The sequence below is a fragment of the Brevibacillus porteri genome (assembly GCF_003013475.1).
Taxonomy (GTDB): Bacteria; Bacillota; Bacilli; order Brevibacillales; family Brevibacillaceae; genus Brevibacillus; species Brevibacillus porteri.
On the sequence record NZ_PXZO01000055.1, the window covers coordinates 1 to 16,467 of the forward strand.

Sequence of the window (16,467 nt, forward strand, 5' to 3'; positions counted from 1 at the left end):
GCGTATTCAGTTTTGAAGGAACAAGCCTTCTATATGGAGCTGTGGTGAAGTTGGAGTTCACGCCGGTCTGTCACACCGGAGGTCGCGGGTTCGAGTCCCGTCAGCTCCGCCATTCTTATTCAAGAGTGGCGAACAAAGTATATGGCTCGGTAGCTCAGTCGGTAGAGCAGAGGACTGAAAATCCTCGTGTCGGCGGTTCGATTCCGTCCCGAGCCACCATGTACGAGCCATTAGCTCAGTTGGTAGAGCATCTGACTTTTAATCAGAGGGTCGAAGGTTCGAGTCCTTCATGGCTCACCAGTTTTTTCAATCGGACAAAATATGAATAGTTGATAAGATGTGCGGACGTAGCTCAATTGGTAGAGCGTCGCCTTGCCAAGGCGAAGGTCGAGGGTTCGAGACCCTTCGTCCGCTCCATTTTTGTTCGTAAACACCACTTGCTATGTGCCAGTGGTGTTTCTTGCTTTATCCGCTGAACACTTTAAAAGACGAGTCAGCTTGTAGGGTGCCGATGCTTCTGGTACGATACTTGGAGTGTAAGCTCCTACGATGTTGGAGGTTTTATGAAACATAACAAAAGTATTTTGAAGAAAACGACCGTCGTTGACTTTAAGCAAGATGCTGCTTTTTTTGTTGACCGGGGAATGCGTTGTTTGAATCGGTACGACTATGATAAAGCATTGCGTTCATTTCGCCGAGCAGTTGAAATGGAGCCAACGAATGCAGAATGCCACTGCCATTTGGCAAGTGCTTTAGCTGAAACCGGACAGTTTGAAGCGTCAAATGAAGTCCTCTATGAAGTGATAGAAAAATGGGACCCATCTATGACAGAAGTGTATTTCTACATGGCGAACAACTATGCCAACTTAGAAGATTACCCTATGGCTGAAGAAATGGCTGTTCGTTATTTACAAGAAGATAGCACTGGACCGTATCGGGAAGAGGCCGAAGAGCTCCTCGACTATATTTACTTTGAGCTGGACATGCCACCGCGACACTTCCTCCCAAGTGAAAAAGAGGATGTATACAGCAAGCATGAACGAGCTCGTCGGAGTTTGGAAGAGGGACGTTTCTTGGAGGCACTGGATACCTTAAAAGAAATCGTCGAAGCCGATCCTGACTTTTTGCCAGCGTGGAACAATTTGTCTCTCGCCTACTATTATGCTGGGGAATTCCAGAAGGCGATGGAGACAATCGAACAGACGCTGGATAAGGAAGAAGGAAATCTGCATGCACTGTGCAATTTGGCGGTTTTGCTCTCCCATCACAATCAAACGACAGAGCTGTTGAGCTTGATTGATATGCTGAAAAAGGTCGTTCCGTTCCATCCGGAAAATACCTATAAGCTCGCAACAACAATGGGAGTGCTTGGCCAGCATGATGAAGCGTATTTCCATTACCAACGCATGCTGCGAAATGGACGGCCGCATGAAGCGTGCACGTACCACTATGCTGCGATCTCAGCTTATTTGAGCGGGAAAAAGGATCAGGCACTGCGCTGGTGGCAAAAAGCCAAGCAGTTAGACCCAGAAGCAGGAATCGCAGATCAGTACATTCAAATGGTAAAAAACGAACAAGAAGGGGAGACTATAAAACCGATCCCCTACCAATACAATACGACCCAACGTGATGTTTCTTGGGAAAAGGCTTCATTCACGGGAGTGGAAGATTTTAAAACAGACCCGATGATCCGAGCTTCCCTTCTCTGGGCATTGCAGCATGGACGCGATGAAGTGAAATTCGCGGTGTTGCAAACCTTGTCTCTGATCGGAGACGATGAAGCTGAAACCGCGGTCCGTCAATTTTATTACCAGACGGATAACCAACAGCTGCAAAAGTTGGCGTTGCTGGCTTTGGCTGATATGGGTGCAGACATGCCGGAAGGAACTCCTGATGGATCGAATGGTTCACCCGCGACGGATGAGCAAAAGGGCAGTATAGAAGAAGGTATAAGCCGTTATTTGCTCTTACAGGGCAAGCAAGAGGCCGGAGAATGGTGCCTCGATGTATGGCGCAAGCATCATGAATATGCCCAAAGTCTTGTACAAGTGCGAAAAGAAGTAGCGTGGGTCGCAGCATTAGAATATGTATACGGAACGATAACGAACGAAAAACAGTCACAAGCCCTTCTAGCTCAAAAATACGGCATTTCTGCCGCTACCTTGGCAAAGTGCGTCAAAGTTTTGTCGACACTTGATTTTAAATAGATTATTACATTATAATTAATTTAAATAAGGAAACAGAACTGTGTGAGATGAGGAGGCAACAACCATGAGCGATCAAAAAATTTATGATGTGATTATCGCCGGAGCTGGCCCTGCTGGAATGACGGCTGCTGTATATACATCCCGTGCGAACATGAGCACATTGATGCTGGAGAGAGGAATTCCAGGCGGTCAAATGGCGAACACGGAAGATATCGAGAACTACCCAGGCTTCACTTCTATTCTTGGCCCTGATCTCTCTACAAAAATGTTTGAGCATGCACAGCAATTCGGTGCGGAGTATGCATATGGCGAAATCAAAGAAATCCGTGATGAAGAGCCGTACAAGCGCGTTATCACGGGTGACAAGGAATACTTGACCAAGTCTGTTATTGTGGCAACTGGTGCAGAGCATCGTTTGCTCGGTGTACAAGGCGAAAAAGAATTGTCCGGCCGTGGCGTTTCTTACTGCGCGGTATGCGACGGTGCATTTTTCCGCAATAAAGAGCTGGTGGTTGTTGGTGGAGGAGACTCCGCAGTGGAAGAGGCTGTGTTCCTTACTCGCTTCGCTTCCAAAGTGACGATCGTACACCGTCGTGATCAGTTCCGTGCACAGAAAATCCTGCAAAAACGCGCTTTCGATAACGAAAAAATCGAAGTGATCTGGGATACAGAACTAAAAGAAATCCGTGGTGAAGGCAAAGTACAAGCGGTTCTCTTGGAAAACACCAAAACAGGTGAACAAAGAGAATACCCAGCAGATGGGGTGTTCATCTACGTTGGTATGGACCCATTGACTGCAAGCGTACGTCCACTGGGTATCACCAACGACGCGGGCTACGTATTGACAGACGAAAAAATGAACACCAAAGTAAAAGGTGTTTTTGCAGCAGGAGATGTACGTGAAAAAATGCTACGTCAAGTCGTGACAGCTACTGGAGACGGTTCAATCGCTGCTCAATCTGCTCAACACTATGTAGAAGAGCTTAATGAAAAGCTAAAGGAACAAAATGTCACAATCTCTTAACCTGCTTGTAACATGGGTGAAATAATTCAAGAGTAATCTATAGACAATGAATTGACCCCCTTATCTATATAAACAATTGTTGCGTGGCTGGCATTCAGTCACGCATCTTTTTTTCTAAAAAAGCTTATACGCCTGTAGAAGACATCAATGGAAAAACAGGGGAAGCGGTTCAAAAAGGTGCGAATAAGGTGGACAATATGGTATGCTATTGTCAGAATCGTAGGAGGCGAGTTGCGTGACGGAATTGGGAAACGACAAGGCCATGAATCTCCTGATTATTACCGGAATGTCAGGTGCGGGAAAGACAGTTGCTGTACAAAGCTTGGAGGACCTGGGCTTTTTTTGTGTAGACAACCTACCCCCTGTACTGATTCCCAAATTTGCTGAGTTGGTCAAACAGTCTGGTGGGAGTATTGAGCGAGTCGCATTGGTGATTGACTTGCGAGGGCGTGAGTTTTTTGAAAATCTAGCCGTAACCATAGAGAGCCTCAATCAGATGAATGGATTATCGTACCACATCCTTTATCTGGATGCGAACGATCAGACATTGGTTTCTCGCTATAAGGAAACACGTCGCAGACATCCGCTTTCCCCGAACGGTTCGCCTTTGGAAGGAATTCACGCTGAGCGCCGTTTGTTGGAGGAAATGAAGGGCTGGGCGCATCAGATTATCGATACGAGTCAAATGAAGCCAGTTCAGCTTCGAGAAAAAATCATCAACCAATACGGTCAACAAGGATCACCACTTACGATTAATGTTTTGTCGTTTGGTTTCAAATACGGCGCACCAATAGACGCTGACTTGATGTTCGATGTCCGTTTTTTGCCTAACCCGCATTATGTGGAGGATTTGCGTCCGAAAACAGGATGTGATCCAGACGTGGCAGAGTATGTGATGAAGCACAAGGACACAAAAGAATTCTTAGAAAAGCTTACAGACTTTTTGGGGTACACCCTGCCACATTACCAGCGAGAAGGAAAAAGTCAACTTGTGATAGGAATTGGATGCACCGGTGGCAAGCACCGCTCGGTCGCCATTGCAGAACATTTGGGAGAAACCTTTGGTAAAGATTTTTCTGTCCGTGTCAGTCATCGAGACATGGAAAAGAACAAATGAGCATAAGATGGCAGGAAAGACTGAAGCGTGCATAAAAAGCCACCTGTGGTATGTGTATTAGAAATAATGAGGTGACATATGCCTACTAAGGGAGTCGGGAGGCTACAGTCAAGGCCATTACGGGTAGTCGTTATTGGCGGAGGAACGGGTTTGTCCGTCCTTTTACGCGGTTTGAAGCACGAGCCGGTGCATATCACAGCGATTGTGACGGTAGCAGACGATGGGGGAAGCTCTGGACGTTTGCGAGAAGAAATGGATATGCTACCACCTGGCGACATTCGAAACGTCTTGACTGCTCTGGCCGATACAGAGCCGTTGATGGAAAAAGTCATGCAATATCGTTTTTCCACAGGCACGGGATTAGCAGGGCATAATTTGGGAAATCTATTACTTGCAGCGATGAACGAAATCACTGGAGATTTTGTCACCGCAGTCAAAACACTAAGCGGAGTTTTGGCAGTGCGTGGAGATGTATTGCCAGCTTCCACGCAGTCGATTCAGTTGAAAGCGGAAATGACAGATGGATCTCTCGTAATCGGAGAATCCCAAATACCGTTGACTGGCAAAGAAATCAAGCGGGTGTTCCTTGATCCGGAGGACGCTGTTCCTCTGAGCGAAGCCCTGATGGCCATTGCCGACGCGGATGCCATTTTGATTGGGCCTGGCAGCTTGTATACGAGCATCCTGCCCAATTTATTAGTACGCGGGTTATTTGAAGCGATTACACGCGCACAAGCCCCGAAAATCTACATTTGTAATGTCATGACACAACCGGGGGAGACAGACGGTTTTTCTGCATCCAGGCACGTCAATGTCATGTATGACCATGTAGATAGACCATTTCTGGATACGATCATTGTCAATTCAGCCGAGCTGCCTACCCATGTATTGGACAAATATACGGAAAAAGGAGCAGCTCCTGTCCGATGTGACTTAAAGCAATTGCGCCAACTCGGTTTAAATGTGGTGGCGAAGCCGTTAGTCACATTTGAGGACGGATACCTACGTCATGATGCACATGCTGTCAGCAAGCAGGTTGTGTCACTCGTCAAACGTAGACGGAAGGTGCTGAAGATAGAGAAGGAGTAGTGAAGTCGATGTCATTCGCCGCGCATACCAAAAAAGAACTTACCATGACGGAGGGTGCCGATTGCTGCAGCAAGGCAGAGCTCTCAGCCTTGATTCGAATGAATGGAAGTCTGCAGTTTGGAGCCGGACGACTGGTGCTGGATGTGACGACAGAGAACGCGGCGATTGCCCGACGCATTTACACGCTAATCAAGAGGTTGTTTCAAATACATGCTGAACTGCTGGTTCGCAAAAAAATGCGATTGAAAAAGAACAACGTCTACATTGTGCGTATTCCGAATAAGGCCAATGATATCTTGCAAGACTTGGGGCTAATGGATCAAAGCCTGTCGTTTATCCCAGGAATCGCTCCTGAGATCGTGAAAAAGTCCTGTTGCCGCGCTGCTTATTTGCGGGGGGCTTTTTTGGCGGGGGGATCTGTGAATCATCCAGAGGCATCCAGCTATCATCTGGAGATTTTCACTTCCTATCAGGATTTTTGCGAAGCATTGACCAAGATCGCCAATCGGTATAAACTAAATGCCAAGTGCATCGAGCGGAAAAAAGGGTATGTTCTCTATATTAAAGAAGGCGAAAAGATTACAGAGTTTTTGAGCTTGATTGGGGCTCATCAGGCGCTTCTGTATTTCGAGGACGTCCGAATCGTAAAGGACATGCGGAACTCAGTAAACCGATTACACAATTGTGAGATCGCCAACATAAACAAAACGGTGAATGCAGCCACCAGACAAATGGAAAGTATTCAGCTCATCGATCAAGAGATGGGGTTGGAGAATTTGCCAAAACGTCTGCGCGAGGTCGCGGAGCTACGATTGGCTCATCCTGATATCAATTTGAAAGAATTGGGCGAGATGGTGCCAAGCGGAGTAGTGAGCAAATCGGGCATTAACCACCGCTTGCGAAAAATTAACGAAATCGCTGACAAAATACGAGAAAAACAAAATATTTCGATGTAGATGCATGTTATACTAAAGGATAATAGTCTACAAGTAAGGAGGTCCGTTCATGGTTCAACAGCAGGTCGTGGTTCAGTTAAAGACCGGTTTGCAAGCTCGTCCAGCAGCCTTTTTCGTACAGGAGGCTAACCGTTTTGCATCGGAAGTATTCGTAGAAAAAGGCAACAAGAAGGTTAATGCGAAAAGCATCATGGGTATCATGAGCCTCGCAATCAGCTCTGGAACAGAAATTACCATTTTGGCAGAAGGGCCGGATGCCTCCCAGGCAGTTACTAGCCTTACGAATCTGGTAAGCAAGGAAGAATAGAGTCACGAGAGACACTTTTCCCTTAAGGGAGGTGTCTTTTTTTGTTGGTCATCTTGATGAATATGTATCAATTCACTTCGGGCAGGGCATTTCTAACCATGTATATTGCATGAAGGAGGAATCAGACATGAGTAACCGTGATTCATGCCACGAAGGCCGCGATTGCTTTGACATGGACATTGACCGGATGATTAACGAAGGATTAGGGGGAGGGATCGTTTCCGATCAGAACGGCTTGATTGAAGAAACCAGTGTAGACACAATGACAGGGGCGTCGTCAGCCAAGCAAGCCCTTGAAGATGAGCAATAGGGAGCCGCTTATGAATGTAACGAGAGCACAAGCCATTATGAGCTCCGACGACCATATCAAGGTAGAGTACGAAGGACAAGCCGTTTGGATCGATGCTGTAGACGAAAAAACGTCAACAGCACGTGTGCATGAGGAAAAAAATCCAGGACATAGCCGGACGGTGTATGTCAGTCAGTTAATGGAAGTATCACAATGATCCAGCGAAAAAGCCGGGCAAATCAAGGGAAGCCTCTTGGGGTTTGCTCGGCATACAAAAAAACACTCGGCCAGTAGTCCAGGCACGAGTGCTTTTTTTACTACGTATCTCTTATTTTTTGGAAGACGGTTCGGAAGTGATTACTTTGTCAATCAATCCGTACTCTACTGCTTCTGCGGCAGAGAGGAAGTTGTCACGATCGGTATCCTTTTGGATGCGCTCCAAAGGCTGTCCAGTGCGTTCAGCCAGGATAGTGTTCAGATGATCACGCATCTTCAAAATACGTTTTGCGGCGATCTCAATGTCGCTCGCTTGTCCTTGGGCACCACCCAATGGTTGGTGAATCATGACTTCACTGTTTGGCAGAGCAAAGCGTTTGCCTTTTGCCCCAGCAGCCAGCAGGAATGCTCCCATCGAAGCAGCCATTCCGATACAAATGGTGGATACATCTGGCTTGATGAAGTGCATAGTATCGTAAATTGCCATACCAGCAGTAATAGAACCGCCTGGGCTGTTTATGTACAAGTGAATGTCTTTCTCCGGATCTTCCGCCTGAAGGAACAACAACTGTGCCACAACGATATTGGCTACGGTGTCGTTGATTGGGGTTCCCAGAAAGATGATGCGGTCTTTGAGCAGGCGGGAATAAATGTCGTAAGCACGTTCCCCGCGGTTCGTCTGTTCAATGACGGTTGGAATTAAATTCATATGCATCTAGTCTTCCTCCTCTCTTTGTAACAATATCATACACAAAAGGTCAATGAAGGTCAAACACATAAGTGCGCGCCCTCACTACCATGTTTGCCAAATTCCCTTTGTCTAAACCTACTCCAAAAAGAAAACATTCATTCCTTAGAATTCTCATCGGCCTCGGTCAAATCGACGGCGAGTTTCAGCGTGGCCTTCATCTTTTTTCCCTTGATGATCGTATACTCATCGACTTGTTTGGCTTGCAGCTGATTGATGGCTTCTGCCAGCTCCTGTTGATCTTTGTATGGTTCAATGGTCAATAAGCATTCTTCGTCACTGGCCTCTTGATAAATGAGAAAAAAACGTTCCCCTGCCATGGCAAGCCTCACTTTCGAAAGTTATCCACAATGTTATGCACAGGTTGTGCACAAAAACATTTGTTCGTGGGATATTTATTTTTTCAACGTACTTTCCAGAGCACATGAAAACGTTCCACTAAAACGCGTTTGCTCATGAACAGGCGTCGCTAAAGGTTTTCTTATAGTCTGGTCATGTTTGTCGGGAGAGTTGCATAGGAGATATATGGAAAGAGTAGAGGGGTGTGTATGCTTCACAAGTTCTCGACCTAGATCACGATGCAAAACGCGCACTTACAAGCTGATTATTCCAATTTTTTCCTGAAATCAATGAGATGCTTTTCATCAAGATAGCCATTTCTATGCGAAGAAGTGGCTATTTCCTTGATGCAATACGTCATACACCTCTATTAACAGACAGCGATAGAGGTCTTTTGATTGATTCTTCTTTTAATCATTTCTATTGCAAATTTTCTAAAATATCCTACAATAAGATTGTGATTCATAGTTTGCTCATAAATAAAGAGGGGGATGTTTTTGCTATGAAAAAACAGAAATCATTGTCGATACTGGCTGCAACATTTGCTCTGAGCACATTGCTCGCGGGCTGCGGTGGAGGTACGGGGACTGGTGGACAAAGCGCGACACCACAGCCGAGCAACAATAGCGGAGGAAGCACAGGCGGTGCAAGCGGATCTACTGAGAAGCTTGTGATTGCTGTAGTTGGTCCGATGTCTGGTCAGTACTCCGACTACGGAAGCACAGCAAAAGCTGGTGCTGAATATGCGTTGAAAGAAAAAAAGGAGGCATTCAAAGCACTTGGCTTTGATGTTGAATTGTCCGCGCAAGACGACCAAGCTGACCCGAAACAAGGGGTAGCAGTCGCACAAATGTTGATTTCAAATCCTGACGTAGTCGGAGTAGTTGGCCATGCTACAACAGGTGCTTCGATTACAGCAGCAGCGCAATATGAACAAGAAAAGCTCGTAATGGTATCTCCTTCCGCAACGGGATCCGATTTGACTGAGCAAGGCAAGAAGATCGTACACCGCATTTGTGCCCGTGATGATCAACAAGGCTCTAAGGCTGCTATTTTTGCCAAAAATCAATTGAATGTAAAAACGGCTTTCGTTATGCATGACAAGGCTGCTTATGGACAGGGTCTTGCGGAAGAAGTGAAAAAGCAGTTTGAAAAAGACGGTGTACAAGTTCTCGGCTATGAAGGGGTAACGGCAGGCGAGAAGGATTATAGTGCGATCATCACCCAAATCCTTGCGAAAAATCCAGAGATGATCTACTTCGGTGGATACTACTCTGATGCAGGGATCATTGTGAAGCAAGCACGTGAAAAAGGCTTCAAGGGTGTCTTCATGGGTGGCGATGGCTACGACTCCGCTGACATGGTGAAAATTGCTGGTGCGGAAAATGCTAATAACGTAGTCTTTACTTCTACTGTTGGTGATATTGGTGCTACCGAAGACGGCAAGAAATGGATCACAGATTTCGAGAGCGCGACTGGCAACAAAGTAGGGATCTTCACTTCGTTTGGTTATGACTCCATGGGGGTTATGCTGAACGGTCTGGAAGAAGCGATCAAAGCAAACGGCGGCAAAAAGCCAACTCGTGAACAAGTGCTGGAAGCTGTTCACAAAACCAAAGATTACAAAGGCAAATTCGTCAACGTAACATTCAATGAAAAAGGCGACAACGACTTTGCTTCCGTATATGTGTACAAGTATGAGGATGGAAAGAAAGTATTTATGGGTGAAGCGAAGTAATTCTTCATTATGAATCAGCCGTTTGGGACATACTACGTTTGGCATGAATACCAGAATGAAAAGGAAGGGATTCTGATGTCAAACAATCGTAATACGAAGAATGGCGGCAACCAAGGACACAGCAGCAAGACGCAAGGCACCCAAAAGCAAAAGTCTGAAAGAGATCGTAACCTGAATAAGCAGGATCCACAATAACAAACAAAAACCCACCTGGCCCAGCAGTGAGCTCGCAGGTGGGTTTTTGTTTTGTTATACTCGTTGCTTGCTGGGCAGCCGCTGTTCCGGGTGACCATAGCCCTGATGCTGTCTGCTGCGCAGGTTTTTCGCTTGGGATTCGCGAATTTTGGCCACAAACTCACTTGTGCTCATTTTGGTGAAATCCATAGGGCACCTCCGCTGATAATGGGATGTACACCTTTCTAGGATGACCCAATTTGGTCCTGTACAATCGGCAGTGTAATCTCTACCACTGTACCTTCGTGCTCCCTGCTTTTAATTTCCAGGCTACCGTTGTGGTCTTTCATGATTTTGCTGCTGATCATGAGGCCGAGGCCAGTCCCGTTTTCTTTTGTCGTGAAAAAAGGGGCGCCCAGCTTGTGAATCATTTCTTCAGAGATTCCACAGCCAGTATCCGTGAGCGTAATGAGCACCTGATGATTGTCTTTTAAGGAGGTGGCAATATGAACCTCTCCATGTCCGTCGATCGCTTCGATGGCATTTTTAATGATATTGATAAAGACTTGCTTGAGCTGGTTTTCTTCTCCCGCAATGATCGGATGGTAAGCAAATGCGGTTCGGAAATCGATGTTTTTCAAGTTTGCTTCCGACCTCAATAGTGCCAAGACGCTTTCCAGCAAAGGGATGAGCGGAAGAGGCTTGATTTGAATGCTATGAGGCTTTGCCAAGACTAGTAATTCACTCACAATAAAATTGATCCGGTCCAGTTCAGAGAGCATGATATCTGCGTACTGCTGGTTATCATTCATGCTCGGATAAAGAAATTGGATAAAGCCCTTCAAGGATGTTAGGGGATTGCGAATCTCATGGGCGATCCCAGCAGCCAGCTCCCCAATCACGGACAGCTTTTCAGCCTTCCGTAATAATTCCTCGTTATTTCGGCGTTCTGTAATATCCCGCGATACGATGATAAAGCCATCACAATCTCCCGTTTTCGTCAGGATAGGGGCACCCTTTGATTCGAGAACGATCCATTTGTTATTTTTCGTTTGAAAACGGAACTCGCATATCTTTGGTTCTTGGGTCACCAGCAAATGATGAAAGTGGTCAATGACTGTTTGCCGATCTTCTGGATGAATGTCAGCAAAGGTGAGCTGACGGCAATTTTCACTCGTTTCGATTACGCGTGAATGAGAAGGGGAGAGATAGAGGATATCCCCATTTTTGTCCGTAATCAGAATAAGATCATCTGTGTATTCCGAGATGATTTTGTTCGTTTTCTCGCTTTTAAACAAGGCGGCCTCAGAGTATTTGCGTTCTGTGACATTTCGCGAGACTAACATGATGTTTTGTACGTCTCCTACCGCGCTTAAAATGGGGATACCGCGTGTTTCGAAGGAAACCTCGTTTCCGTTCCTATCCATAGAGCGCGTCTCGAAATGAACGGGTTGTTTCGTTGCCATGATCTCTTGAAATTTGTCCCTGAACATAGGGATATCCTCTGGATGTGTGAGTTGCAGATTGTTAGGGGAAGTAACCTCGGCTGGAACAAATCCCAATTGCTCGATTGATGGGGATGCATAGATGCGTCGCATAGATAAATCATAAATCGTCACGATATCCTGGGTATGATCGATGAGGAGACGATATTTGGCTTCGGTTTGACGCAAGGCCTCTTCAATTTTTTTGCGGTCGGAAATGTCACGGGTAATACAGGAAGCACCAATAATTTTTCCCGTTTCATCTTTGATTGGAGCAGCCGACAGAATGACATCCATCTTCGTGCCATCTTTTCGCTGCCTGATGGTTTCGTAATTGGTTAGTAAGACACCCATGCTCCTGACCGCATCAAATAACTGTTTGGTCTCGCTCCTATACTCGTCTGGAATGAAGCAGAGCGGTGAAGCGTAAATCTCCTCCATGGACCAACCGTAGTATTGCTCAAAAGCATGATTCACCAAGACGATATTGTTATCGAGATCACTAATCGAGATGGCATCCGTCGTAAAGTGAAAAAATGCTTTTAATATTTGATCTGGAAATAACACTTGCGTGATTTCCTTTTTTGAGCGTTTCTTTTTCCATAAGAAAGGGGTATTAAGCTTGTTCATCAGAGTTCCCCCGCATAGTCTATCAAGTATTTGAGTGAGATAGCGTTGTCGTAACTATTCGAGATATAAGACCCATTTTCCTATCAAAATTTGGAATAGTTTGTTATTCCATAATGAATTGGTTATGCATGAAGGTTCTGACTCGCATGGAAATCAGCTATAATGAGAGTTAGAAAAAAGTCGGGGGTGTATGCATGACAACTGGTTTTATCGTTGCGTTGGTGCTCATTTTTATCGTCATCATCGGTGCGACGATTTTGGTTACAAACAAAGCTTATTCGCGTAAACCTGAACAAATAGATCCGATTCTGCCCAGTAAGGATACTGCTGGAAGTAAGGAACTCGATCAATAATGCCAGTAGGTAAAAGAAAAGGAGTGGTTATCTCAACCACTCCTGCTTTATTGACGGTATCGGAAAGTATATAGCCTACAGTTTGGAGAAGCGTTCTACGATGTCATCAACAAGCAGTTCAGCAGAAAGGATACCGCCACCTACGTTCCAGATCACTTCGTCAACTTGGAATGCCTTATTGTTTTTCGCGACATTCAGTTTTTGATAGAGCGGATCTTTCATCCATTCCTCGGTGTATTTATTGGCAGATCCATCACCGGAATAATCACCGATCCAGTAAAACATGACATCGCCATCCATTTCAGTCATGAGCTCTTTTGGAATGTCTTTTTTGAACTCATCGATGTCTTGGGAGGCTGGTCGAGCAAGGCCGAGCTGGCTCAGAACAACGCCAGAGAAAGTGTCTTTCAAGTAAAGACGAGTTTTGCCAGCTACGAAACGAACGACAGAGACTTTCATCTTCGTCTTGTCACCCAGTTTTCCTTTTGCCTCTTCAATCTTCTTATCGAAATCAGCCATCAGCTTGTCGCCTTCAGCTTTTTTATTCAACGCTTCGGAGTAAAGTGCAAAGTTGATTTTCCATCTGCCTACGAGATCCTCGGAGAAGACGGTTGGGGCAATCGCGGAAAGCTGAGCGTATACTTTTTCTTGTCCTTGGCGTCCTTTTGTTCCCAGAATCAGGTCTGGCTTCAGGCTGGCGATCAGTTCAACATTCGGTTGGTTCTCGTCACCCAATTCAACTGCATCCTTCATTTTCTCTTTAATATGTGGATGCCATGGGTCACCAGGTTTACCGAGGCCACTCATGACAGCCCCAACTGGCGTAATCCCTAATGCGAGAACAGCCTCTGTGCTTTCACTGGTAAGAGCGACGACACGCTGAGGAGTCCCTTTTATTTTTGTTGACCCCATAAAGTGCTTTACTTCTCTCTCTTCAGACGCTGCCGGCGCAGGTGCTGGTGTAGATGTTGACGCAGCTGGAGTAGAAGAAGATGAGCTGGATGTAGACGTTGCCTGTCCCCCGCAACCTGTTACGAGCATCACAGCGGAAAGCATAGCCCCGAGCATCAAACGCAGGGAAGTTTTGCGCATGATGGAAAATCCCCCTTTTAACTGATAATGATTATCATTTTTCTTCACTACTGTATATGCTTATATGACAATGTGTCAATATATTTTTTGGAATGAAAGGAAAAGTATAGATATTTTTGTGCTGAATTTTCCAATAGCGATAATAAAAATCAATATCATTGACTAGCCCTATCCGCAAGCTTAGACTGATTAGTGGGAGAAACTTACATACATATGTAGCGAATAGACAGAATAGGTAGAATGCAACGGAAAGAAGGGAACAGGCGTGAATGTGATTTTGTCCAGCCGACTGCAAAAGACTACTGTACTCATAGTAGGACTCGTCGTCCTGGCAGTCGTGATGGTTGCTAGTATCCTTTTCGGAATCAATCGGTATTCGCTCACTACTGCAGTAGAGGCATACACCCAATTTTCCGGTTCAGAGGAACATTTGATTATTACGACTTCCCGAATGCCGCGTACACTTACAGCGGTAGCGGTGGGGAGCAGCCTCGCTGTAGCAGGTGTTTTGTTGCAGGCGTTGACTCGAAATCCTTTGGCTTCACCATCTCTTATCGGCGTGAACGCTGGAGCTGCAGCAGCTATTGTGACAACAATTGTTGTTTTTGGCTCGCAATTCCCAGTGTCGCAAATGATGTGGGCAGGCTTTATCGGAGCGGGTGTGACTGCTCTGCTTGTATACGGATTGGCTTCCGCTGGGCGGGGAGGCATGACTCCGATTAAGCTGACACTTTCGGGTGCAGCGGTTGCCGCTTTTGCTTCGTCTGTGACCTCTCTGTTTATGCTGCTGCAAGAAAAGACGATGACAGAGGCTTTTTATTGGTTAGTTGGTTCTGTGGAGGGAAGACAGCTCGATCATTTTGTTATGATCATTCCTTATTTGCTAGTAGGTTGGTTAGGCGCTATGCTACTGACCGGTTCGTTAAACTTGATGGTACTCGGTGATGATGTGGCGACTGGTCTGGGCCAAAAGATTATCTTGGTAAAAGCTACAGCGATATTGATCGTGGTGCTCTTGGCAGGTGGGAGTGTCGCGCTCGCCGGACCGATTGCATTTGTGGGCATCATCATCCCGCATCTTTGTCGTTTTTTAGTCGGTCTTGATCATCGATGGTTGATTCCCTATTCGATTGTCTTCGGTGGAGCTTTTCTGGTTTGCGCTGATTTGCTTTCTCGCCTTGTATTGATGCCGCTGCGTTTGGAAGTACCAGTAGGCGTAGCAACCGCCATGATCGGAGTGGCCTTTATCATCCCGCTGGTCAGGAGGAGGGCGTATGCATAGACATGTAGTCATTCGGACCAAAAAGCCAGCGCTCTCGTTTCATGTAAATAAGCGGGCGTTAGGAATTAATTTCATACTATTTTTGCTGTTATCTGTTGTGATTGTATTGAGTATTGGCTTAGGAAGCTTGCATATTCCTGTGTGGGAAGTCATCAAAGCTTTTGTGGGAGCGGGCAGTGAACAGAATGAATTGATCGTGCTCGATTGGCGGTTGCCTCGCGTTGTCGTTTCAGTCATGGTGGGGGCTTCCCTGGCGGTATCGGGGGCCATCTTACAGTCCTTGGTACGAAATCCGTTAGCTTCGCCTGATTTGATCGGAACTACAGCGGGAGCGACGGCAGCAGCGGTAGCATTTATCACATTCGCAAAAGATGTAAGTGTGCAATGGATGCCATTGGTGGCCTTGATCGGTGGATTGCTAACCGCTACGCTTACGTATCTCACTGCGTGGAAGGAGGGAGTCTCACCTTTTCGCCTCGCGCTTGTCGGTGTATGTATATCCGCGGGGATGGGAGCATTAACGATCTTTTTCATGGTGATCACCCAAACCCACAAAGCATCAAACGCTCTAGGGTGGATGACTGGAACGGTGTACGGTATGTCTTGGGTAAATGTCATGACGTTGCTTCCATGGACCGTTTTGTTTCTCGTGGCTACGATTTTCCAAATCCGCTATTTAAATGCCCAGGAGCTCGGTGATGATATCGCCAGAGGCATTGGCGTAGCAATTGATAAAAAGAGATTGCTCTTGATTGCGATCAGTGTGGCACTGGCAGGTGCTGCGGTAGGTGTGGCAGGAGGAATCAGTTTTATCGGTTTGATGGCTCCACATATTGCGCGTAGGCTAGTTGGCTCAGCGTATGGCTACTTGCTGCCGGCTTCCGCTGTTTTGGGCGGGATGCTTGTCGTCTTGGCTGATTTGATTGGGAGAACGGTGTTTTTACCGCATGATTTACCAGCTGGGATTTTTACCGCAGCGATTGGAGCGCCGTTTTTTGTTTATCTTTTGTATAAAACGAGGAATCATCAATAGGTCCCCTGATGTCAAGGCGATTTTTAACGAGTAAATGTCACGCAAGAGAAACAGTTCATAATCGGGCTGTTTTTTTTTGTTCCCATGGGGATTCAACATAAAAAAGCGACCTCTGGAAGTCCAAGAGATCGCTTTGTCTTTATAAGTATGGTACGCCTGAAGGGAATCGAACCCCCGCACATGGTTCCGGAGACCATTGCTCTATCCACTGAGCTACAGGCGTATATTGTGACGACAATTTTCATTATAAAACATCGAGAATCTCAATGCAAACGAAAAAAAGTAGTTCAGCAGAAAAAACTAGTGATAAGGTAAGCGAGAGTGAAAAAGTCCATTGGTGAAGATCTTTCGACGTTTTTTGTGTTCTGCTTCATCAATTTGGCAGGAAA

General features: G+C 46.0%; 17 protein-coding genes and 5 tRNA genes. 16 read left to right on the forward strand and 6 right to left on the reverse strand.

The features are described from left to right. The first annotated feature begins 35 nt into the window (after window positions 1-35). The 12 genes from C7R92_RS25645 to C7R92_RS25700 all read left to right on the forward strand — a co-directional run bounded on the left by C7R92_RS25645 (window position 36) and on the right by C7R92_RS25700 (window position 7,206). Window positions 36-112 (forward strand) — tRNA-Asp (locus C7R92_RS25645). A 31-nt stretch (window positions 113-143) separates the two neighbouring features. Beyond that, window positions 144-219, forward strand: a tRNA-Phe gene (locus C7R92_RS25650). 5 nt (window positions 220-224) lie between these two features. Then, a tRNA-Lys gene (locus C7R92_RS25655) sits at window positions 225-300 on the forward strand. A 41-nt stretch (window positions 301-341) separates the two neighbouring features. After that, window positions 342-417 (forward strand) — tRNA-Gly (locus C7R92_RS25660). 146 nt (window positions 418-563) lie between these two features. After that, on the forward strand, window positions 564-2,207 hold the full coding sequence (locus tag C7R92_RS25665) for a tetratricopeptide repeat protein (RefSeq protein WP_106836105.1): 1,644 nt from the start codon (window positions 564-566) through the stop codon (window positions 2,205-2,207). Window positions 2,208-2,271: 64 nt separating this feature from the next. Then, a complete protein-coding gene (trxB, locus tag C7R92_RS25670) occupies window positions 2,272-3,231 on the forward strand; it encodes a thioredoxin-disulfide reductase (protein WP_048034968.1) in 960 nt (319 codons plus the stop codon). A gap of 235 nt (window positions 3,232-3,466) precedes the next feature. Beyond that, window positions 3,467-4,348, forward strand: coding sequence for an RNase adapter RapZ (gene rapZ, locus C7R92_RS25675; RefSeq protein ID WP_106836106.1), 882 nt, complete (start codon window positions 3,467-3,469; stop codon window positions 4,346-4,348). A gap of 78 nt (window positions 4,349-4,426) precedes the next feature. Next, the gene (locus C7R92_RS25680; RefSeq protein WP_017251619.1) at window positions 4,427-5,437 is read left to right on the forward strand and encodes a gluconeogenesis factor YvcK family protein; all 1,011 of its coding nucleotides are present in this window, start codon (window positions 4,427-4,429) and stop codon (window positions 5,435-5,437) included. A gap of 8 nt (window positions 5,438-5,445) precedes the next feature. Then, window positions 5,446-6,393 carry a DNA-binding protein WhiA gene (gene whiA / locus C7R92_RS25685; RefSeq protein WP_106836107.1) on the forward strand — a complete coding sequence of 316 codons (948 nt, stop codon included), beginning with the start codon at window positions 5,446-5,448 and terminating at the stop codon, window positions 6,391-6,393. A gap of 49 nt (window positions 6,394-6,442) precedes the next feature. After that, window positions 6,443-6,700: an HPr family phosphocarrier protein gene (locus C7R92_RS25690; RefSeq protein WP_048034964.1), complete on the forward strand. Its 258-nt coding sequence runs from the start codon at window positions 6,443-6,445 to the stop codon at window positions 6,698-6,700. Between the two features lie 127 nt (window positions 6,701-6,827). Next, window positions 6,828-7,010 carry a hypothetical protein gene (locus tag C7R92_RS25695; protein WP_017251622.1) on the forward strand — a complete coding sequence of 61 codons (183 nt, stop codon included), beginning with the start codon at window positions 6,828-6,830 and terminating at the stop codon, window positions 7,008-7,010. A 10-nt stretch (window positions 7,011-7,020) separates the two neighbouring features. Continuing rightward, window positions 7,021-7,206 carry an H-type small acid-soluble spore protein gene (locus C7R92_RS25700; protein ID WP_017251623.1) on the forward strand — a complete coding sequence of 62 codons (186 nt, stop codon included), beginning with the start codon at window positions 7,021-7,023 and terminating at the stop codon, window positions 7,204-7,206. Between the two features lie 111 nt (window positions 7,207-7,317). Here C7R92_RS25700 and clpP read toward each other — a convergent pair whose 3' ends face one another. After that, window positions 7,318-7,920, reverse strand: a complete 603-nt coding sequence (clpP, locus tag C7R92_RS25705; RefSeq protein ID WP_007720441.1) for an ATP-dependent Clp endopeptidase proteolytic subunit ClpP — start codon at window positions 7,918-7,920, stop codon at window positions 7,318-7,320. A gap of 131 nt (window positions 7,921-8,051) precedes the next feature. Then, the gene (locus C7R92_RS25710) at window positions 8,052-8,273 is read right to left on the reverse strand and encodes a hypothetical protein (protein WP_026043328.1); all 222 of its coding nucleotides are present in this window, start codon (window positions 8,271-8,273) and stop codon (window positions 8,052-8,054) included. Between the two features lie 521 nt (window positions 8,274-8,794). Here C7R92_RS25710 and C7R92_RS25715 point away from each other — a divergent pair. Then, window positions 8,795-10,030, forward strand: a complete 1,236-nt coding sequence (locus tag C7R92_RS25715) for a branched-chain amino acid ABC transporter substrate-binding protein (protein ID WP_069851513.1) — start codon at window positions 8,795-8,797, stop codon at window positions 10,028-10,030. A 249-nt stretch (window positions 10,031-10,279) separates the two neighbouring features. Here the strand turns inward: C7R92_RS25715 and C7R92_RS25725 are convergent, their stop codons facing one another. Then, window positions 10,280-10,414 carry a DUF4023 domain-containing protein gene (locus C7R92_RS25725; protein ID WP_017251626.1) on the reverse strand — a complete coding sequence of 45 codons (135 nt, stop codon included), beginning with the start codon at window positions 10,412-10,414 and terminating at the stop codon, window positions 10,280-10,282. Window positions 10,415-10,449: 35 nt separating this feature from the next. Further along, window positions 10,450-12,318 carry a PAS domain-containing sensor histidine kinase gene (locus tag C7R92_RS25730; protein ID WP_106836108.1) on the reverse strand — a complete coding sequence of 623 codons (1,869 nt, stop codon included), beginning with the start codon at window positions 12,316-12,318 and terminating at the stop codon, window positions 10,450-10,452. Between the two features lie 194 nt (window positions 12,319-12,512). Between C7R92_RS25730 and C7R92_RS32445 the strand changes: the two genes are divergently transcribed. After that, window positions 12,513-12,671, forward strand: coding sequence for a hypothetical protein (locus C7R92_RS32445; protein WP_017251628.1), 159 nt, complete (start codon window positions 12,513-12,515; stop codon window positions 12,669-12,671). A 75-nt stretch (window positions 12,672-12,746) separates the two neighbouring features. On the opposite strand, the gene C7R92_RS25735 is transcribed toward C7R92_RS32445, so the two are convergent. Further along, window positions 12,747-13,763 (reverse strand): ABC transporter substrate-binding protein, encoded by a 1,017-nt coding sequence (locus C7R92_RS25735; RefSeq protein ID WP_106836109.1) that lies wholly within the window; start codon window positions 13,761-13,763, stop codon window positions 12,747-12,749. Window positions 13,764-14,028: 265 nt separating this feature from the next. Between C7R92_RS25735 and C7R92_RS25740 the strand changes: the two genes are divergently transcribed. Both C7R92_RS25740 and C7R92_RS25745 read left to right on the forward strand, forming a co-directional pair. After that, window positions 14,029-15,045: a FecCD family ABC transporter permease gene (locus tag C7R92_RS25740; RefSeq protein ID WP_106836110.1), complete on the forward strand. Its 1,017-nt coding sequence runs from the start codon at window positions 14,029-14,031 to the stop codon at window positions 15,043-15,045. Further along, window positions 15,038-16,078, forward strand: coding sequence for a FecCD family ABC transporter permease (locus tag C7R92_RS25745; protein ID WP_069851523.1), 1,041 nt, complete (start codon window positions 15,038-15,040; stop codon window positions 16,076-16,078). Before C7R92_RS25740 ends, C7R92_RS25745 begins: the two co-directional genes overlap by 8 nt. A 148-nt stretch (window positions 16,079-16,226) precedes the next feature. Here the strand turns inward: C7R92_RS25745 and C7R92_RS25750 are convergent. Continuing rightward, window positions 16,227-16,301: transfer RNA gene (locus C7R92_RS25750), tRNA-Arg, on the reverse strand. Window positions 16,302-16,467: the final 166 nt, after the last annotated feature.